Genomic DNA, 17,441 nt, shown 5'->3' with positions numbered 1-17,441 from the left:
ACGCATGCGCCGCGGCAGCGACCGGATCCTGCTCAATACCCCGGATATCGAACTCTGGCCCGGCGGGGTGCTGCGTGCGCGCGGCAATCGCGACGCCCGCGCACTGGCCGGCGCGCGCACCGTGCTGCGCCGCAAGCGTGATGGTGCCCTGCTTGCCGCGGAGCTTCCCGAAGGCCTGCTCGCGCTGGTGCCGCGGCTGGCGCGCGAACCCGGCATCGATGCCGCCCTGGATGCCCTCGCGCATCCTGTCCACCATGAGCGCGCCGGCCTGGATGCGGTCGCCACGCTCCCCGTGCAGCGGATCGAGGCAAGGCTGGAGGCGCTCGGCATCGACGGCCACGCCTACGCCGCGCGCACCGGCCTGGCGCTGGTGCCGGAACCCGCGTGGCTGGCCCACGCCGGCCACGACCGCTATCGCCGCGCGCTGTGGCTGCGCGCCGACGCTGCCCGCGCCTGGCGCAGCATGGCCGCCGCCGCGCTGCGCGACGGGATCGTGCTGGAAGCGATCTCCGGCTACCGCAGCCACGATTACCAGCTCGGCATCCTCGAGCGGAAGCTGGCGCGCGGGCTGGCGCTCGACGCGATCCTTGCGGTAAACGCCGCACCCGGCTGGTCCGAGCACCACTCAGGCCAGGCGCTCGACATTTCCGCCCCCGGTGAGCCCGCTGCCGAGGAATCCTTCGAAGCCACCCCGGCGTTCGCCTGGCTGGCGACCAACGCGGGCGGACACGGCTTCACCATGAGTTATCCGCGCGACAACCCGCACGGGATCGTCCACGAACCCTGGCACTGGTGCTTCCAGGGCTGAGCGGCACCGATTGAGCTCGCCGCCGGCTCCCGCTACAGTGGAGTCCAAGGAAATCATTGCCGCCGACCATTCCGCGCCCCGGGGCCGACGCCAGTCGACCCGGGGCGTCTTGCTGGCGGCAGGCCCACATGCAGGAGAAGCACGCGTGGAAACCCGACCCAAGATCATCATGTCCAGCCTGGACGCCGAGCGCCTGGAAAGCCTGCTCGAATCCCTCCCGGACGGCACCTTCCCCGGCCGCGCGGCGCTCGAGGCCGAGCTGCTGCGCGCCGAAGTGGTCGGCCCGAAGGACGTGCCGCCGACCGTTGTCACCATGAATTCCACCGTGCGCTTCCGCGTCGGCCCGGAAGAAGACTTCAAGCTGACCCTGGTCTATCCGCGCGATGCCGACGGCAGCGCCGACCGCATTTCGGTGCTGGCCCCGGTGGGCAGCGCCCTGCTCGGCCTGTCGCAGGGCGACGAGATGGAATGGCCCAAGCCCGGCGGCGGCACGGTCAAGGTGCGCATCGAAGAAGTCACCTACCAGCCCGAACGGGCCGGCGAGTACCACCGCTGAGCGGCACCGGCGCCTAGGCGGCGTCGGGACCCAGCACCTGGCGCAGGAACGGCACCGTCACCCGCCGCTGCGCCGCCAGCGATGCCCGGTCCAGGGCATCGAGCTGCGCCGTCAGCCCGACCAGGTCACGCCCGGTCCGCCTCAGCAGCCACGCGATCGCCGCCTCGTCGAACTGCAGCCCGCGTCGCCGGGCGCGCAGCCGCAGCACTTCGGCACGCCCATCGTCATCCAGCGGCTGCAGCGTGATGCGCACGCACTGCGACAGCCGCGACCGCAGGTCCGGCAGCCCCGGTGGCAGCGCATCCGGCGCGGCGCGCGCGGCATAGAGCACCTGGCTGCCGGCGGCGCGCGCGCGATTGTGGAAATCGAACAGCGCGATCTCGTCGTCTCGCCCGCCGGCGACGGCTTCCAGGCCGTCCAGCGCGACCAGCGCCATGCCGTCCAGCGCCTCCAGCGCGTCGCCCACGCGACCCGCGGCCGCGGCCAGCGGCAGATACGCGGTGCGTCGGCCCTGCGCTTCGGCTTCGGCGCAAGCCGCAAGCGCGAGATGCGTCTTGCCGGTGCCGGCGGCGCCGGAGAGGTACAGCCAACCGCCGTCGCCCAAGGCCAGCGCGCGCACCTGGTCGAGCGCACCGGCCGGCGCGCCGACGAATGTGTCGAATCGCTGGTCCGGCGGATAGCGCAGCGCCAGCGGCAACTGCCTGGTCACGCGCCGCCGCTGTCCTTTCCGGCCTGGCCGTCGGGCGACACGATCACCGACCTTGCCGGCGCAACCACGATCGCAGGTGCCTGGCCCGCGTACAGGCGGCTTGCCGTGTAGCGCTCATGGGCAAAACGCAGCAGCACGTTCGCCACCGCCGCGGCGGGCAGCGCCAGCAGCATGCCCAGGAACCCGAACAGCTGGCCGCCGGCCAGCACCGCGAAGATCACCGCCACCGGGTGCAGGCCGATGCGGTCGCCCACCAGCTTGGGCGTCAGCCAGTAGCTTTCGATCACCTGGCCGATGCCGAACACCACCAGCACCCCGGCCACGTGCTGCCAGTCGCCGAACTGCACCAGCGCCGCGATCACGCCGAGCACGATGCCGCTGGCCGGGCCGAGGTACGGCACGAAGGTGAGCAGGCCGGCGATCAGGCCAATCAACACGCCAAGCTCCAGGCCGACGCCCCACAGCCCGACGCCGTACATCACGCCGAGGATCAGCATCACCAGGAACTGTCCGCGCAGGAAACCGCCCAGCACCTCGCTGGAGTCGCGCGCGAGCCGTGACACCGTATCGAGATGGTCGCGCGGGATCATCGCCGCCACGCGCTCGACCATGCGGTCCCAGTCGCGCAGGAAAAAGAACGTGATCACCGGCAGCAGCACCAGGTTGGTCACCCAGCCGAGCACCGCGAAGCCCGACCGCGACACGTAACCCAGCGCGGTGGCAGCGATCCCGCCGGCGCGCTCCCAGTGCTCGCGGACGTAGGCCGCCAGGCGCTCCGGGTCGAGCCAGCCGAGGATGTCCAGCCCGGTGCGCGCTTCAACCCAGGGCAAGGCGGTCTGCAGGATCCAGTCGCCGTAGCCGGGCAGCGAGTCCACCAGCGTGGACACCTGCCGCACGATCATCGGCACCAGGATCACCAGCGCCAGCACCAGTACCAGCAGCATCGCGGAGAACACCAGCAGTACCGCCACGTTGCGCGAGCGTCCGCGCGCCTCGAGCCGGTCGACCAGCGGATCGCCCAGCCAGGCCAGCATCGCGGCGAGCACGAACGGGGTCAGCACCGGCGCGAGCAGCCAGACCAGCCAACCCAGCGCAAGCAGCAGTGCCGCCCGCTGCAGGCGCACCAGGAAACGCGAGATCACCGCATCGGGCCCGTCGGGCGAGGAAGGATTCATCGCAGGATGAACACCGGCGGCGCGCCTTCGATGTTGTCCGGAGACTCGGCCAGCACGTCGCCGTCCAGCACGCGCCGGAAGCCGGGCAGCCCGGTCAGCAGGTCGAGCTCAAGCTCGAGCGAGTTGGCCGTGGCGCGCACCGGGCGCATGCCGCGCACCACCGAGTTCGACTGCAGCCACGACGACAGGCGCACGAAATCATTGGCGCCGTTGATCCCGGTGATCACCACGTGCTGCACGCCCGGCTCGCCGACGGCATTGGCCTTGGCGTAGCGCCGGACGAGCGCATCGGCGGCGCCGTCGGCACCGCCAGCAATCGCGCGGCGGGCGCTGGCTTCCTCGGTGGTCCACTTCGACAGCACGCGACCGCCGTCCACGAATACCCAGTCGGCCTTCCAGCCGCCGGCACCGCGGTAGAGCTTGCCGATCAGCTGCATCGGCGGGTTGTAGCGCGCGGAAAGGCGTGCGATCGCCGCGGTGTCGCCACGCCAGATGGCGCCGACCGCGGCCTGTTCGGCGGCGCTGCCGTTGGGCAGGCCGAGGCGGTAGCCGCGCTCGATGGCGCGGTCGAGCACCGGCCGCGCCACGGTGTTCTGCGCCAGCGCCACCAGCCGCGGGCCGCTGCCGTCGTCGATCGCCAGCCACAGCACCGGCTTCGGGCGCGGCTCGGGCCACATCGGCAGCCCCAGCGCCCCGGCGATGGCGTTGACATCGTCCTCGCGGAACCGGACCACCAGGGTGGTGGTGTAGGTGGGCGCGCCCGCGGCGGAACGGCCCTCGTCCTGGCGGTAGTCGTAGCCGGCCACGAAATCCCCGGCACGGCGCAGTTCGCGCGCCACGCCCGGGCGGCTGGCGACGCTGCGGTCGCCGGAAAGTTTGCCCAGCACCTGGGCCAGGGCGCGCGAATACGCCGACTGGCGCGCGCCTTCAGCCTGGCTGGCAACCGTCACCTCGGCCTCGTAAAGCCCTTGCGCGCCGGCGCGATCGCCTTCCATGCGCTGCGCCTGCGCCCATCCGGGAACCAGCAGTGCGACCAGCAACACCAGCAGCCACGCCTTCGACATCGTCGTTTCCAGGATCCGGTTCATGGCGAAATGGTGCCGCAGTGGGCGCGTGGCGTCCATGAAGGCCTGTCCGGGACTGCTAAAATCGCCGTTTCCCCGTTCCGGCGAGCCATCGTGACCACCCCTACCCCGCTGACCTACCGCGACGCAGGCGTCGATATCGATGCCGGCAATGAAGTCGTCGAGCGCATCAAGCCGCTGGTGAAGCGCAGCTTCCGTCCCGAGGTGATGGGCGGGCTGGGTGGCTTCGGCGCGCTGTTCGACCTGTCCGGCAAGTACCGCGAGCCGGTGCTGGTCTCGGGCACCGACGGCGTGGGCACCAAGCTGAAGCTCGCGCAGCAACTCGGCCGCCACGACACCATCGGCATCGACCTGGTGGGCATGTGCGTCAACGACGTGCTGGTGCAGGGCGCGGAACCGCTGTTCTTCCTCGATTACTTCGCCACCGGCAAGCTCGACATCGACACCACGGTGGCGGTGGTCGGCGGCATCGCGCGCGGCTGCGAGATGGCCGGCTGCGCATTGATCGGCGGCGAGACGGCGGAAATGCCCGACATGTACGCGCCGGGCGACTACGACCTGGCCGGGTTCACCGTCGGCGCGGTGGAGAAATCCGAACTGCGCGACGGCGGCCGCGTCCAGGCCGGCGACCTGCTGATCGGCATCGCGTCCAGCGGCCCGCATTCCAACGGCTATTCGCTGGTGCGGCGCATCTACGACCGCGCCGGCCGTCCCGGCGACCTCGACCTCGGCGGCACCCGCCTCGACGATGCGCTGATGGCACCGACCGCGCTGTACGTGAAGCCGATCCTCGAACTGCTGCGCGGCGCCGAGGGTGATGCCGTGCACGCCATGGCGCACATCACCGGCGGCGGACTGACCGAGAACATCATCCGCGTGGTGCCCGACGGCCTGGGCCTGCGGATCGACGCGTCCAGCTGGACGATGCCCGCGGTGTTCGACTGGCTGCAGCGCGAAGGCGCGGTGGCGCGCGAAGAGATGTGGCGCACGTTCAATTGCGGCATCGGTTTCGTGCTGGTGGTGTCGCCGGGGCGCGCCGCGGCGATCGAGGCGCAGCTCGACGGCCTTGCACTCGCCCACTGGCGCATCGGCGAAGTCGTTGCCGCCGGCGATGCGCCGCGCGTGCTCATCGGCTGACGCCCCATGGCCGCGGCCACGCCGGATGCAGCGGCCGCGCCACCGCGACTGGTGGTCCTGGCATCGGGACGCGGCAGCAACCTGCAGGCGCTGCTGGACGCCATCGCCGACGGTCGCCTGCACGCACGCATCGTGGGCGTGCTGGGTGATCGGCCGAAGGCACCTGCGCTGGCGCGCGCGCGCGACGCCGGCATTGCGGCACTCGCCCTGCGACCACGCGACTTCGCATCGCGTGACGCCTTCGATGCCGCGCTGTTCGCCGAGGTCGCCGCGCTGCAGCCGGACTTCATCGTCTGCGCCGGCTACATGCGCCTGCTGGGAGCCGACGTACTGGCGCCGTGGGCAGGCCGCATCGTCAACATCCACCCCTCGCTGCTGCCGGCCTTCAAGGGCCTGGACACGCACGCACGCGCGATTACGGCCGGCGTGGCCGAGCACGGCGCAAGCGTGCATTTCGTCACCGCCGACCTCGACGGCGGCCCGGTGATCGCGCAGGCGCGGGTCGCGGTTCAGCCGGATGACGACCCCGCGAATCTCGCCGCACGCGTCCTGGTGGTCGAATACCCCCTGCTGGTGGCGACTTTGGAGCTGCTCTGCAGAGGCCGTCTCACGCTGCAGGGCAATGTTGTCCGCCTCGACGGCGTACCGCTGGACACACCGCTTCAGCTGGCAGCCAACCGCCTGACAGCATGATGGCCGCCCGATGAAGACCTCTCCCGCCCTGTTGGCGATGTGCCTGTTCCCGCTGCTGCTTTCGGCCGCGTCGGTCGAAGCGCGGCGCGTGCAGGATGCGGGCCCCGTTGAAGCGCCCGTTGACGGCGAGCGCCCGGCACTGTCGCCTTTTGTCGCGACCTACGACGCGCGCAACGCCGGCAAGCCCGCAGGCACCGCCAGCATGCGTCTGGCGCGCGAGCCTGGGCACTGGCGCGTCGAACTCGACATCACCGGCAACCGAGGCATGGCGCGCCTGGTGCAGCTCGACATCGACCAGGAAACGCTGTTCGACGAACGCGACGGGCAGTACCGACCGCTGAGCCAGAGCACGGTGCGCAAGGCGCTGTTCTTCGGCCGCAAGGTGCATGGCAGCTACGACTGGGGCAAGCGCGAGGCGCGCTGGACGGGCGACATCAAGGAGGAGCGCCGCGCGCCGGTGGCGCTGCACGAGGGCGACATGAGCGGGTTGCTGATCAACCTGGCGATCGTCCGCGATGCCGCGCCGGGCCGCACGCTGCATTACCGCTTCGTCGACGGCGGGCGCGTGCGCGATCACGAGTACGCCGTTTCCACCGACACCGAAAACGTCGTGGTCGACGGCCTCGCATACGACACCATGCGTGTTTCACGCACCAATGGCGGCAATGATGAAACGATCTTCTGGGTGGCACGTGGCGTTCCCACGCCCGTGCGCATCCTGCAGCGGCAGGATGGCGAAGACGCCATCGACCTGCAGCTGACCGCTTACCAAGGAGTGCAATAGATGCCGATGTCCAACCGCCGAAAGCCCCTCGTCGCGGTCGCTGCCGCGCTGGTCGCCATGGCCAGTGCGCCGGCACTCGCGATCAAGCCGTTCTCCGCCGACTACGCGGCCAACTACATGGGCATGGAAGCCAAGGCGACGATGAGCCTCGCCAGCAAGGGCAACGAACGCTGGGAGTACCGCCTCGACCTCGCCGGCATGGGCGCCGAACTCGCGCAGAGCACCGTGTTCGAAGTGCATGACGGACAGTGGCGGCCGATCTCCAGCACTGACAGCCAGCGCGGCACCAACGGCCTGGCGGCCATGCTGGTGAAGCGCAAGGCCGTCACCGCGAATTACGACTGGAACCAAGGCGTCGCGCGCTGGACCGGCGACGTCAAGCCCGAGCGTGCGGGGCCGGTGGCGCTGCAGGCGGGCGACCTGGACGGCATGCTGATGAACCTGGTGCTCGTACGCGACGTGGCCGCCGGCAAGCCGCTCGACTATCGGCTGGTCGAGGACGGGCGCGCCAGGCGCCAGCAGTTCACGGTTGCCGGCGAGGAGACGATTGCGATTGCCGGCAAGTCGCACAAGGCGACGCGCGTGGTGCGCAAGGACGGCAAGCGCGAGATCATCGCCTGGGTGGTCGACGGGCTTCCGGTCCCGGCGCGCGTGCTGCAGCGCCGCGACGGCAAGGACGACATCGACCTGCGGCTGACCGCGGTGAAGTGAAGCTCTTTTGGCGCCAACACGAAGCCCCGCATTGCGGGGCTTTTTTTTTGGGCCCAGCGCGCCCTGCGGCGTACCGGGTGGTACCCGGCACGAGCGGGAAAGGACCCTGCTGTCGTGCCGTCAGTCGATCCGGCGGATCCGCGCGCCAAGCCCGGACAGCTTGCGCTCGATGTGTTCGTAGCCGCGATCGAGGTGGTAGATGCGGTCGATGAGCGTCTCGCCGTCGGCCACCAGGCCGGCCAGGATCAGCGAGGCCGACGCGCGCAGGTCGGTGGCCATCACCGGTGCGCCGCTCAGCCGCTCGACCCCGGTGACGGTGGCGCGGTGGCCTTCGATATGGATTTCCGCGCCGAGCCGCATGAGCTCGTTCACGTGCATGAAGCGGTTCTCGAAGATCGTCTCGTCGATCGTCGCCACGCCTTCGGCGATGCAGTCCATGGCCATGAACTGTGCCTGCATGTCCGTGGGGAACGCCGGATGCGGCGCCGTGATGATGTCGACCGCGCGCGGGCGCCGGCCACGCATGTCCACGCAGATGCGGTCGCCGTCGATGCCGATGTCGGCGCCGGCCTCGGCAAGCTTGGCCAGCACCGCATCCATGGTGTCGGCGCGCGCGTTGGTGGCGGTGACGCGGCCACCGGTCATCGCCGCGGCCACCAGGAAGGTGCCGGCCTCGATGCGGTCCGCGACCACGTCGTGGTGCGCGCCATGCAGGCGCTCCACGCCGCGCACGACGATCCGCGACGTGCCCTCGCCTTCGATGTCGGCACCCATCGCGCGCAGGCACACGGCCAGGTCGACGATCTCCGGCTCGCGCGCCGCGTTGTCGATCACCGTGGTGCCATGGGCGAGCGTGGCCGCCATCAGCACGTTCTCGGTGGCGCCGACGCTGACCATGTCGAACGCCACGTTGCCGCCGCGCAGGCGGCCGGCATTTGCCTTGATGAAGCCGTGCTCGACCACGATCTCGGCACCCAGCGCCTCCAGCGCGCGGATGTGCAGGTCGACCGGACGCGAACCGATCGCGCAGCCGCCGGGCAGGGACACCTCCGCGGCACCGTAACGCGCCACCAGCGGACCCAGCACCAGCACCGAGGCACGCATGGTGCGCACCAGCTCGTAGGGCGCGACATGGCTGTCGACGCTGCGCGGGTCGACGACGATATGGCTGCCGTCGGAATCGTGCGTCACGCCGGCGCCCAGCCCCGCCAGTACGCGGGTGGTGGTGACCACGTCGTGCAGGTGCGGCACGTTGCCGATCGTCACCGGCTCGTCGGCCAGCAGCGTGGCGCACAGGATCGGCAACACGGCGTTCTTCGCCCCGGAAATGCGGACGTCACCCTCGAGGGCCACGCCGCCGGTCACTTCGATCTTCTGCATCAGGCGGTCCGCTGTTCGTCCGGGGTATGGGTGCGCAGGGCGAGCGCATGGATCTCGTTGCCCATCAGTGCGCCGAGCGTGGCATAGACCATGCGGTGGCGGGCCAGCGGCATGCGGCCGGCGAAGTCCGGATGTATCACCACGGCTTCGAAATGCACGCCGTCGTCGCCGCGGACGTCGACCTGGGCACCAGGGAGACCCTGCTCGATCAGCTTGCGGATGGTCTCTGCGTCCAAGGCGGTCGCTCCGGTAATGAAGGGCACGTGAGTCGGTTGCCGGAGGCAGGCGCGGCGTGTCGCCGGCCGCGGGGCAATCCGCGTAATATGAACACGATAGCGTAGCGGAAAAGGCCCCGCCCCGGAAATGCCCGACAGCAGCAACCAGACTCCCGGCGCGCTGGCTGCGCACGGCTTCGCAGCGAGCGGACGGCGCGTGTTCGCCATCGAACGCGATGGCCTGGCGGCGGTCGCCGCGCGCATCGACGGCGAGTTCTCGCGCGCCTGCGCGCTGCTGCTTGCCTGCCGCGGCCGCGTGGTCTGCACCGGCATGGGCAAGTCCGGCCACATCGCGCGCAAGATCGCCGCCACCCTCGCCTCCACCGGTACGCCTGCCTTCTTCCTGCACCCGGGCGAGGCCGGCCACGGGGACTTGGGCATGGTCACCGATGTCGACGTGCTGCTCGCCCTGTCCTACTCCGGCGAGTCCGACGAAGTGTTGATGCTGCTGCCGGTCCTGAAGCGCCAGGGCAACGCACTGGTGTGCATGACCGGGCGCCCGCAGTCCACCTTGGCGCTGGCCGCCAACGTGCACCTCGACGTCAGCGTGCCGGACGAGGCCTGCCCGCTGCACCTGGCGCCGACCGCGAGCACCACCGCTTCGCTGGCGATGGGTGACGCGCTGGCGGTCGCCCTGCTCGAGGCGCGCGGTTTCACCGCGGACGACTTCGCACGCTCGCACCCGGCCGGAGCGCTCGGACGGCGCCTGCTGCTGCATATCGCCGATGTGATGCATGCCGGCGACGACGTGCCGCGCGTGCACGGCGACGCCACCCTCGGCGACGTGCTGGTAGAGATGAGCCGCAAGCGCCTGGGCATGAGCGCGGTGGTCGACGACGACGGCCGCCTGCTGGGCCTGTACACCGACGGCGACCTGCGCCGCACGCTCGCCGCTCCCGGCATCGACGTGCACGGCACGCGCATCGCCGAAGTCATGACGCGTTCGCCGGTGACCATCGATGCCGACGCGCTCGCGGTCGAAGCGGCGCGATTGATGGAGACCCACAAGATCAGCGGACTCATGGTGGTCGACCGCGAAGGCCGAGTGGTTGGCGCCTTGAATATTCACGACCTGTTGCGCGCGCGCGTGGTCTGATCCGGCGCCCATGCCTCCCGCGTCCCCCGCCCCTGTGTCCACCGAAGTGCTCGCACGCGCCGCACGTGTGCGCCTGGCGTGCTTCGACGTGGACGGCACCCTGACCGATGGCCGCCTGTACATCGGCGACGACGGCCGCGAGACCAAGGCCTTCCACGTGCACGATGGCATGGGCCTGTCGCTGCTGCGCCGCGCCGGCATCGCGGTCGCGTTCGTCACCGCGCGCGACAGCCGCGCCGCGGAACACCGCGCGCGCGACCTCGGCGTCGACGTCCATGTGGGCGTGAAGGACAAGCGCGCCTGCATCGAATCGATGCGCGAGCGGCTGGGCCTGGCTGCGGACCAGGTGGCGTTCATGGGCGACGACCTGACCGACCTCGAGGTGCTGGCCGCGGTCGGCTTCGCGGCGGCGCCGGGCAACGCCCATCCGTCCATCCTCGGCCATGTCCACTGGCAGGCCATGCGGCGCGGCGGCGAAGGTGCGGCGCGCGAGTTCTGCGACCTGGTGCTTTCCGCGATCGGTGCCGGCGGTGGCGCTGCCGGCGACATGCCGCAATGACCTGGCGCACGCCCGTCACCCTGGTGCTGCTGGTGGCCGCGCTGCTGAGTGGCTGGTCCGCCTGGCGCCAGCGCGCCGGCGACGCACCCACGTCCGTCGCCAGCCACCGTCCCGACTATGTGCTGCAGGATTTCGAACTGGTCTCGCTCGACAACGCCGGCAAGGAGGCCTTCACGCTGCGCGCGCCCTCGCTCAAGCGCGACCCGCGCGACGAGACCATGGCGCTCGAGTCGCCGGTGTTCCTGCTGCCCGAACGCGACGGCCTGTACTGGGACCTGCGCGCGCGCACCGGCTGGATCAGCGCCGACAGCGAGGAAATGCGCCTGCGCGGCGACGTGGTGGCGGTCACCGACCCGGCCGGCGCGCGCGACATGCGCCTGGAAACCGAAGAACTCGATGTCTTCCCGGGCACGCGCCGGGCCCGCTCCAACGTTGCCGTGACCGTCAGCCAGCCCGGCACTACAATGCGCGGCACCGGTATGGAAGCCGACCTGGCCGGGAAGCGCTTCCAGCTCACCTCCAAGGTAAAGACCCGCTATGTCCCCACGCGCCGCTAGCCTCCTGACGGTCCTCGCCTTCGCGTGCGCGGGCTCCGCTTGGGCGAAATCCACCGACCGCAACCAGCCGATGGACATCGATTCCAGCAGCATGGACTGCTCGGTCGAAGATACCGGCGGCCCCTGCGTGTTCACCGGCAACGTGCGCATCGTCCAGGGCACGCTCGACATCCGCGCCAGCAAGGCCGACGTGCGCCGCGGCGGCGACGACATCCAGAAGGTCATCCTCACCGGTGGGCCGGTGCGGCTCAAGCAGCAACTCGACAGCGGTGGCGCGATCGACGCCAGCGCCCAGAACGTCGACTACGACCTGCGCACCGAGACCGTGGTCTTCACCGGCAACGTCGAACTCGTGCAGCCCGGGCGCGGCACGATGAGCGGCGCGCGCATCACCTACAACATGCGCACCGGCCATGTGCAGGGCGCGGGCAGCGCGACCGGCGGCCAGATCCGCACGCGCATCCTGCCCAAGGCTGCGCAACCCGCGCCGGGCGGCGGCTGATGCTGGTCGCCGAGGGCCTGCGCAAGCGCTACGGCCAGCGCGAGGTCGTGCGCGAGTTCGGCCTGACCCTCGACGCCGGCGAAGTCGTCGGCCTGCTCGGGCCGAACGGCGCCGGCAAGACCACCTGCTTCTACATGATCGTCGGCCTGGTGCCGGCCGACGCCGGACGCATCGTCCTCGACGGCCGCGACATCACCGGTGAGCCGATGCACCGGCGCGCGCGCCTCGGCGTCGGCTACCTGCCGCAGGAACCGTCGGTGTTCCGCAAGTTGAGCGTCGCCGACAACATCATGCTGGTGCTCGAGCTGCGCGACGACCTCGACCGCCAGGGCCGCGAGGCCGAGCTGGCGAAGCTGATGGACGAACTGCAGGTGGGCCACGTTGCCGGCCAGACCGGCGCCAGCCTGTCGGGCGGCGAGCGCCGCCGCGTCGAGATCGCGCGGGCGCTGGCCGCCAAGCCCCGGCTGATGCTGCTCGACGAACCGTTCGCCGGCGTCGATCCGATCTCGGTCGGCGAGATCCAGCGCATCGTGCGCCACCTCAAGAACCGCGGCATCGGCGTGCTCATCACCGACCACAACGTCCGCGAGACCTTGGGCATTTGCGACCGCGCGTATATCCTCAGTGATGGTGGCGTGCTCGCGCAGGGGGCTCCGGACGCGCTGCTGGCAAATCCCGACGTGCGCCGGGTCTATCTGGGGGATGCGTTCCGCCTGTAGCCGTCGCGCGTCGCCCGCCATGAACCGGGGACGCCGTGAAGCCTCGCCTGCAGACATCGTTGGGACAACAGCTGGTGCTCACGCCCCAGCTCCGCCAGGCGTTGCACCTGCTGCAGTTGGCGACGCCCGAGCTCGAAGCCGAGATCAACGCGGCTGTCGAAAGCAATCCGCTGCTCGACTGGGAAGAGCCCGCCGCGACCGGCGATGGCGATAGCGATGGCGGCGAGCAGCACCACGACTCCCCTGGCAACGACACCGAAGCCGCGCGCGATGACGACCGCGGCGACGACTCCTGGCAGGACGATGGCGACGGCGCGTGGTCCGGGAGCGGCGGCAGCGGCGGCAACGATGACGGCGATGGCGACGGCGACGCGTCCGAGCGCATCGCCCAGTCGGAAACGCTGCGCGACCACCTGTCCTGGCAACTCAACCTGAGCCACCTGTCGCCGCGCGAAGTCGCGGTCGGCGAAGCGATCGTCGATGCCATCGACGATGACGGCTACCTGCGCGAGCCGCTGGCCGCGATCGCGCAGGGCCTGGCACCCGAGATCGAGTGCAGCGAAGCCGAGGTCGCCTGCGTGCTGGGCAAGGTCCAGCGCCTGGATCCCACCGGCGTGGGCGCGCGCGACCTCGGCGAATGCCTGCTGCTGCAGCTGGCCGTCCTGCCCGCCGACACGCCAGGCCTGGACGGCGCGCGCCGTGTCGTGTCCACGCTGATCGACCGCCTCCCGCGGCTCGGCGTGTCCGGGCTGGCAGATGCATTGGGGTGCGACGCGGCGGACGCCGAAACCGTCCTGCACCTCATCCGCAGCCTCGACCCGCGCCCGGGCGCACAGGTGGGCGGCATGCCGCAGGACACCTACGTGGTACCCGACTGCAGCATCGTGCGCCGCAACGGCATGTGGCGCGTGGTGCTGGCCGGTGGCAGCCACTCGCGGCTCACCATCCACCGCGGCTACGAGCAGATGCTGCAGCACGCCGCCGGCGCCGATGCCGGCTACCTGCGCGGCCGCCTGCAGGAGGCGCGCTGGCTGCTGAAGAACATCGAGGCGCGCGGCGAAACCCTGCTCAAGGTGGTGCGCTGTCTGGTGCGCGAGCAGTCCGGCTTCCTCGAGTTCGGCGCCCAGGCGCTGCGTCCGCTCACCCTGCGCGAAGTGGCGGCGCAGATCGGCATGCACGAGTCGACGGTCTCGCGCGCGGTATCGCGCAAATACGTGCACACGCCGCGCGGCACCTTGCCGCTGCGGGCGTTCTTCGCATCCGGCATCGACACCGGCTCCGGAGGCGAAGCGTCCAGCACCGCCATCCAGGACATGATCCGCCGGCTGGTGGAAGCCGAGGACCCGCGCAAACCGCTGTCCGACGCGCGCCTGGCGGCAAGCCTGAAGGCCAGCGGCGTGCCTGTGGCCCGGCGCACCGTGGCCAAGTACCGCGAGGCGCTCCACATCGCCTCTTCGCACGAGCGCGTGCGTATCGCCTGAACCGCGATGCAACCTTTCCGGCCCTCCGGCCGTGGGTTAACCTGTCCATGACCACCGCGCCATCGACTTGCGCGATGCTGGGTTCCCACCGAACGAGGAGGTTGCCGATGCGTATCGAGACCCATGGCCAGCAGATGGATGTCACACCTGCCCTGCGCGACTACGTCGAGACCAAGCTCGGGAGGCTGTCGAGACTCTACGATCCGCCGCTGGAGATGCGCACCCAGCTCAGCATCGACAAGCCCGACCACCTCGCCGAGGTCACCGTCTCGGTGTCCGGCAAGATGCTCCACGCCGACGCCCGCGCGGTCGACATGTACGCGGCGATCGATCTCCTGGCCGACAAGCTCGACCGCATGCTCGTCAAGGAGAAGAAAAAGCTCATCGACCAGCACCGCCGTGGCGGCAACCCGCTGCGCGAAGAAGCCGGCTGACGCCGAGACAGGAAGGACCCGGGGGGCATGCCTTACACCGACCTGCTGGCCGCGGAGCGCATCGTGCTGCTGGCCGCGCCCGGCAGCCGCGACCAGGTGCTCGACGCCGCCGCGCGCCTGCTCTGCGACGCCGACCCCGGGTCCCGCGCGGCGCTGGCCGCAGGCCTGCGTGAACGCGAGGCGGTCGGCAGCACCGCGATCGGCCACGGGGTGGCCATCCCGCACTGCCGCAGCGGTGCCCACGCCGCCAGCGCGGCGTTCCTGAAACTGTCGCCCGCCGTGGACTTCGGCGCGCTGGATGGCGCACCGGTCGACCTGGTGTTCGCCATGGGCGTACCGGTCGGCAGCGCGCAGCAGCACCTGGACACCTTGTCCGAACTCGCCGCGCGCTTTGCCGACGCCGAATTCCGCGACGCGCTGCGCGCCGCGCCCGACCTGCCCGCCCTGCGCAGCGTATTGCTGCGCGACGCCGCAGCGCCCGGGAGCGGCAGCGCATGAATGCCGCGATCACCGCGCGGGAGCTGTTCGAGCAGCTGCGCGAACGCCTCGGCCTGCGCTGGCTGGCAGGCCAGGGGGGCGCGGCCCGACAGCTGGAGACGGTCGACACCGTCGCGCGGCGCCCGTCGCTCGCCGGCTATCTCAACATCATCTACCCCAACAAGGTGCAGATCCTGGGCTCGGAGGAGCTCGCCTGGCTCGACGGCCTTGACTCGCGGGCGCGCTGGGAGACGCTCGAGCGGATCCTGCAGTACCGACCGCTGGCGCTGGTGGTGAGCAAGGACCAGTCCTGCCCCGAAGACCTGCGCAAGATGGCCGAGGAATCGGGCACGCCGCTGTGGTCCTCGCCGCGTCGCGGCCACGAACTGCTCAACATGCTGCAGTACCACCTCGCCGGCGCCCTCGCGCCGCAGGTGACGCTGCATGGCGTATTCATGGAAATCTATTCGGTCGGCGTGCTGATCACCGGCGAGTCCGGCACCGGCAAGAGCGAGCTGGCGCTCGAGCTGGTCACCCGCGGGCACCGCCTGGTCGCCGACGACGCCCCGCAGTTCGCCCAGATCGCGCCCGATGTGCTCGACGGCACCTGCCCCGAACTCCTCCAGGACCTGCTCGAACTGCGCGGCCTGGGCGTGCTTAACATCCGCGAGATGTTCGGCGACACCGCGGTCAAGCGGAACAAGTACCTGCGCCTGGTCGTGCACCTGGCGCGTCCGGACGCCGCCGCCGAGGCGCAGGACGCCAGTGGCATGGTGCGCCTCACCGGCGACCTCGGTTTCCGCCGCGTGCTCGACCTGGACGTACCGATGATCACCCTGCCGGTAATGCCCGGCCGCAACCTCGCGGTGCTGACCGAAGCGGCGACCCGCACGCACATGCTGCGTGCCAAGGGTGCCGACCCGGCGGTGGCATTCCTCGCACGCCATTCCAGGTTCCTCGAGGGCTCGTCATGAACGATGCCGGCCACTCGCTGCTGATCGTCAGCGGCATGTCGGGCAGCGGCAAGACCGTCGCGCTGAATACCTTCGAGGACATCGACTTCTACTGCGTCGACAACCTTCCGGCCGAACTGCTGCCGGATTTCGTGCGCAGCGCCACCCATCCTGAACGCGCCTCGCAGAAGCTTGCGGTGGGCATCGACGTGCGCAGCCGCGGCGACCTCGCCAATCTCCCCGAGTGGCTGTCGGCGGTCGGGGCGATGGGCCTCGACCCGCGCCTGGTGTTCTTCGATACCCGAAACGAGGTGTTGCTCAAGCGCTACTCCGACACCCGCCGCCGCCATCCGTTGACCCGCCTGGGGCTGGCGCTGAACGACGCCATCTCGCTCGAGCGCCAGGTCCTGAAGCCGCTGCGCACGCAGGCCGACGTGATCATCGACACCAGCGAACTCAACGTGCACCAGCTGCGCCGGCGCGTGCTGACCGAGCTCGGGCTGGCCATGGATTCGTCGCTGTCGCTGCTGTTCGAATCCTTCGCCTACCGCCACGGCGTTCCGCCGGACGCGGACTTCGTGTTCGACGCGCGCGCCCTGCCCAACCCGCACTGGGACGCGCGCCTGCGCCCGCTGTCCGGGCGCGACGGCGGCGTGCGCGAGTACCTGGAGGCGCAGCCTGACGTGTTGGAGTACCGCAAGCACGTCTCCGATTTCCTCGACATCTGGCTGCCGCGCATGCGCTCGTCGACGCGCAGCTACGTCACCATCGCGTTCGGATGCACCGGCGGCCGCCACCGCTCGGTCTACCTGGCCGAGGCGATGGCCGCGCACGCCCGGGCGCAGGGCTGGCACGAGGTCGCCACCCACCACCGCGAGCTGGATTGAGTCGTCCGGCGAGCTATCGGCCCGCCGGCGCTTCCTGACGGTCATCCGCCTCTGTTAATTTGTGCCGATGGCTGTCGGCATACTCCTGGTCACCCACGAAGGCATCGGTACCGCGCTCGCCGCGGTGGCGACCACCCTCTTGCGCACCCTGCCGTTGCGCGTCGAGGCGTTCGAGGTGCCGTTCGAGGCCGATCCGGACGTGTTGCTGCCGCAGGCGAGTGCGGCGCTGCGCCGGGCCGACGGCGGCGACGGCGTGCTGGTGCTGACCGATGTCTACGGCGCCACGCCCAGCAACATCGCCGCGCGCCTGGCGCGCCTGGGCACGCCCGTGCGCCGTGTGTCCGCGCTGAGCCTGCCGATGCTGCTGCGCGTGCTCAACTATCCCGAGCTCGCGCTCGACGACCTGCCCGCGGTGGCCGCCGCCGGCGCGCGCAATGGAGTGGTCCACGATGACGCATGAGGC

The 17,441-nt window shown here is 70.6% G+C and carries 22 protein-coding genes; 17 read left to right on the top strand and 5 right to left on the bottom strand.

The window, feature by feature from the left end:
- Window positions 1-4 precede the first annotated feature (4 nt).
- The gene (locus tag JGR64_RS03120; RefSeq protein ID WP_199375064.1) at window positions 5-808 is read left to right on the top strand and encodes a M15 family metallopeptidase; all 804 of its coding nucleotides are present in this window, start codon (window positions 5-7) and stop codon (window positions 806-808) included.
- A gap of 145 nt (window positions 809-953) precedes the next feature.
- On the top strand, window positions 954-1,364 hold the full coding sequence (gene rnk, locus JGR64_RS03115) for a nucleoside diphosphate kinase regulator (RefSeq protein WP_199375063.1): 411 nt from the start codon (window positions 954-956) through the stop codon (window positions 1,362-1,364).
- Between the two features lie 13 nt (window positions 1,365-1,377).
- Here the strand turns inward: rnk and hda are convergent, their stop codons facing one another.
- The 3 genes from hda to JGR64_RS03100 are packed head-to-tail and all read right to left on the bottom strand — an operon-like array spanning window position 1,378 to window position 4,312.
- Window positions 1,378-2,073, bottom strand: coding sequence for a DnaA regulatory inactivator Hda (gene hda / locus JGR64_RS03110; protein WP_199375062.1), 696 nt, complete (start codon window positions 2,071-2,073; stop codon window positions 1,378-1,380).
- A complete protein-coding gene (locus tag JGR64_RS03105) occupies window positions 2,070-3,248 on the bottom strand; it encodes an AI-2E family transporter (protein WP_199375061.1) in 1,179 nt (392 codons plus the stop codon). Before JGR64_RS03105 ends, hda begins: the two co-directional genes overlap by 4 nt.
- Window positions 3,245-4,312, bottom strand: a complete 1,068-nt coding sequence (locus tag JGR64_RS03100) for a DUF2066 domain-containing protein (RefSeq protein ID WP_199375168.1) — start codon at window positions 4,310-4,312, stop codon at window positions 3,245-3,247. The genes JGR64_RS03105 and JGR64_RS03100 overlap by 4 nt, the downstream gene beginning before the upstream one ends.
- Window positions 4,313-4,426: 114 nt before the next feature.
- On the opposite strand from JGR64_RS03100, the gene purM reads away from it, so the two are divergent.
- From purM to JGR64_RS03080, 4 genes are read left to right on the top strand one after another with little or no spacing between them, the layout of a single operon-like run.
- Complete coding sequence (gene purM, locus JGR64_RS03095; RefSeq protein WP_234446990.1) at window positions 4,427-5,470, top strand: phosphoribosylformylglycinamidine cyclo-ligase; 1,044 nt, start codon at window positions 4,427-4,429, stop codon at window positions 5,468-5,470.
- 6 nt (window positions 5,471-5,476) lie between these two features.
- The gene (gene purN, locus JGR64_RS03090; protein WP_199375059.1) at window positions 5,477-6,163 is read left to right on the top strand and encodes a phosphoribosylglycinamide formyltransferase; all 687 of its coding nucleotides are present in this window, start codon (window positions 5,477-5,479) and stop codon (window positions 6,161-6,163) included.
- Between the two features lie 10 nt (window positions 6,164-6,173).
- Window positions 6,174-6,947, top strand: a complete 774-nt coding sequence (locus tag JGR64_RS03085; protein ID WP_233348307.1) for a DUF3108 domain-containing protein — start codon at window positions 6,174-6,176, stop codon at window positions 6,945-6,947.
- 6 nt (window positions 6,948-6,953) lie between these two features.
- Window positions 6,954-7,658, top strand: a complete 705-nt coding sequence (locus tag JGR64_RS03080; protein WP_199375166.1) for a DUF3108 domain-containing protein — start codon at window positions 6,954-6,956, stop codon at window positions 7,656-7,658.
- A gap of 120 nt (window positions 7,659-7,778) precedes the next feature.
- Here the strand turns inward: JGR64_RS03080 and murA are convergent, their stop codons facing one another.
- Both murA and JGR64_RS03070 read right to left on the bottom strand, forming a co-directional pair.
- Window positions 7,779-9,038: a UDP-N-acetylglucosamine 1-carboxyvinyltransferase gene (murA, locus tag JGR64_RS03075; protein WP_199375058.1), complete on the bottom strand. Its 1,260-nt coding sequence runs from the start codon at window positions 9,036-9,038 to the stop codon at window positions 7,779-7,781.
- On the bottom strand, window positions 9,038-9,274 hold the full coding sequence (locus JGR64_RS03070; RefSeq protein ID WP_199375057.1) for a BolA/IbaG family iron-sulfur metabolism protein: 237 nt from the start codon (window positions 9,272-9,274) through the stop codon (window positions 9,038-9,040). The genes murA and JGR64_RS03070 overlap by 1 nt, the downstream gene beginning before the upstream one ends.
- Window positions 9,275-9,401: 127 nt before the next feature.
- Here JGR64_RS03070 and JGR64_RS03065 point away from each other — a divergent pair, with 127 nt between their 5' ends.
- From JGR64_RS03065 to JGR64_RS03015, 11 genes are all read left to right on the top strand, one after another.
- Window positions 9,402-10,409, top strand: a complete 1,008-nt coding sequence (locus JGR64_RS03065; RefSeq protein WP_199375056.1) for a KpsF/GutQ family sugar-phosphate isomerase — start codon at window positions 9,402-9,404, stop codon at window positions 10,407-10,409.
- A gap of 10 nt (window positions 10,410-10,419) precedes the next feature.
- Window positions 10,420-10,968 carry an HAD-IIIA family hydrolase gene (locus tag JGR64_RS03060; protein ID WP_199375055.1) on the top strand — a complete coding sequence of 183 codons (549 nt, stop codon included), beginning with the start codon at window positions 10,420-10,422 and terminating at the stop codon, window positions 10,966-10,968.
- Window positions 10,965-11,525, top strand: a complete 561-nt coding sequence (lptC, locus tag JGR64_RS03055; protein WP_199375054.1) for an LPS export ABC transporter periplasmic protein LptC — start codon at window positions 10,965-10,967, stop codon at window positions 11,523-11,525. The genes JGR64_RS03060 and lptC overlap by 4 nt, the downstream gene beginning before the upstream one ends.
- Entirely contained in the window at window positions 11,506-12,027 is a 522-nt protein-coding gene (lptA, locus tag JGR64_RS03050; protein WP_255527520.1) for a lipopolysaccharide transport periplasmic protein LptA, read from the top strand. Before lptC ends, lptA begins: the two co-directional genes overlap by 20 nt.
- Entirely contained in the window at window positions 12,027-12,746 is a 720-nt protein-coding gene (lptB, locus tag JGR64_RS03045; RefSeq protein WP_199375052.1) for an LPS export ABC transporter ATP-binding protein, read from the top strand. The genes lptA and lptB overlap by 1 nt, the downstream gene beginning before the upstream one ends.
- A gap of 35 nt (window positions 12,747-12,781) precedes the next feature.
- Entirely contained in the window at window positions 12,782-14,227 is a 1,446-nt protein-coding gene (locus tag JGR64_RS03040) for an RNA polymerase factor sigma-54 (RefSeq protein WP_199375051.1), read from the top strand.
- 107 nt (window positions 14,228-14,334) lie between these two features.
- Window positions 14,335-14,661: a ribosome-associated translation inhibitor RaiA gene (gene raiA / locus JGR64_RS03035; protein WP_199375050.1), complete on the top strand. Its 327-nt coding sequence runs from the start codon at window positions 14,335-14,337 to the stop codon at window positions 14,659-14,661.
- Window positions 14,662-14,688: 27 nt separating this feature from the next.
- Window positions 14,689-15,159, top strand: coding sequence for a PTS sugar transporter subunit IIA (locus JGR64_RS03030; RefSeq protein ID WP_199375049.1), 471 nt, complete (start codon window positions 14,689-14,691; stop codon window positions 15,157-15,159).
- Window positions 15,156-16,112, top strand: a complete 957-nt coding sequence (gene hprK, locus JGR64_RS03025) for an HPr(Ser) kinase/phosphatase (protein ID WP_199375048.1) — start codon at window positions 15,156-15,158, stop codon at window positions 16,110-16,112. The genes JGR64_RS03030 and hprK overlap by 4 nt, the downstream gene beginning before the upstream one ends.
- Entirely contained in the window at window positions 16,109-16,978 is an 870-nt protein-coding gene (rapZ, locus tag JGR64_RS03020) for an RNase adapter RapZ (RefSeq protein WP_199375047.1), read from the top strand. Before hprK ends, rapZ begins: the two co-directional genes overlap by 4 nt.
- A gap of 67 nt (window positions 16,979-17,045) precedes the next feature.
- Window positions 17,046-17,438: a PTS sugar transporter subunit IIA gene (locus JGR64_RS03015; protein ID WP_199375046.1), complete on the top strand. Its 393-nt coding sequence runs from the start codon at window positions 17,046-17,048 to the stop codon at window positions 17,436-17,438.
- Window positions 17,439-17,441: the final 3 nt, after the last annotated feature.

The sequence above is a fragment of the Luteimonas sp. MC1572 genome (assembly GCF_016615815.1).
Classification (GTDB): Bacteria; Pseudomonadota; Gammaproteobacteria; order Xanthomonadales; family Xanthomonadaceae; genus Luteimonas.
This window is presented reverse-complemented; position numbering and strand designations above follow the sequence as displayed.

What these genes read in the sequence shown, in the direction of transcription:
- JGR64_RS03100 (WP_199375168.1), bottom strand. Translation starts at nt 4,312, where the DNA reads ATGTCGAAGGCGTGGCTGCTGGTGTTGCTGGTCGCACTGCTGGTTCCC.
- rapZ (WP_199375047.1), top strand. Translation starts at nt 16,109, where the DNA reads ATGAACGATGCCGGCCACTCGCTGCTGATCGTCAGCGGCATGTCGGGC.
- hprK (WP_199375048.1), top strand. Translation starts at nt 15,156, where the DNA reads ATGAATGCCGCGATCACCGCGCGGGAGCTGTTCGAGCAGCTGCGCGAA.
- purN (WP_199375059.1), top strand. Translation starts at nt 5,477, where the DNA reads ATGGCCGCGGCCACGCCGGATGCAGCGGCCGCGCCACCGCGACTGGTG.
- JGR64_RS03105 (WP_199375061.1), bottom strand. Translation starts at nt 3,248, where the DNA reads ATGAATCCTTCCTCGCCCGACGGGCCCGATGCGGTGATCTCGCGTTTC.
- JGR64_RS03080 (WP_199375166.1), top strand. Translation starts at nt 6,954, where the DNA reads ATGTCCAACCGCCGAAAGCCCCTCGTCGCGGTCGCTGCCGCGCTGGTC.
- raiA (WP_199375050.1), top strand. Translation starts at nt 14,335, where the DNA reads ATGCGTATCGAGACCCATGGCCAGCAGATGGATGTCACACCTGCCCTG.
- murA (WP_199375058.1), bottom strand. Translation starts at nt 9,038, where the DNA reads ATGCAGAAGATCGAAGTGACCGGCGGCGTGGCCCTCGAGGGTGACGTC.
- JGR64_RS03060 (WP_199375055.1), top strand. Translation starts at nt 10,420, where the DNA reads ATGCCTCCCGCGTCCCCCGCCCCTGTGTCCACCGAAGTGCTCGCACGC.
- lptC (WP_199375054.1), top strand. Translation starts at nt 10,965, where the DNA reads ATGACCTGGCGCACGCCCGTCACCCTGGTGCTGCTGGTGGCCGCGCTG.
- JGR64_RS03065 (WP_199375056.1), top strand. Translation starts at nt 9,402, where the DNA reads ATGCCCGACAGCAGCAACCAGACTCCCGGCGCGCTGGCTGCGCACGGC.
- JGR64_RS03120 (WP_199375064.1), top strand. Translation starts at nt 5, where the DNA reads ATGCGCCGCGGCAGCGACCGGATCCTGCTCAATACCCCGGATATCGAA.
- JGR64_RS03085 (WP_233348307.1), top strand. Translation starts at nt 6,174, where the DNA reads ATGAAGACCTCTCCCGCCCTGTTGGCGATGTGCCTGTTCCCGCTGCTG.
- JGR64_RS03030 (WP_199375049.1), top strand. Translation starts at nt 14,689, where the DNA reads ATGCCTTACACCGACCTGCTGGCCGCGGAGCGCATCGTGCTGCTGGCC.
- JGR64_RS03015 (WP_199375046.1), top strand. Translation starts at nt 17,046, where the DNA reads ATGGCTGTCGGCATACTCCTGGTCACCCACGAAGGCATCGGTACCGCG.
- lptB (WP_199375052.1), top strand. Translation starts at nt 12,027, where the DNA reads ATGCTGGTCGCCGAGGGCCTGCGCAAGCGCTACGGCCAGCGCGAGGTC.
- lptA (WP_255527520.1), top strand. Translation starts at nt 11,506, where the DNA reads ATGTCCCCACGCGCCGCTAGCCTCCTGACGGTCCTCGCCTTCGCGTGC.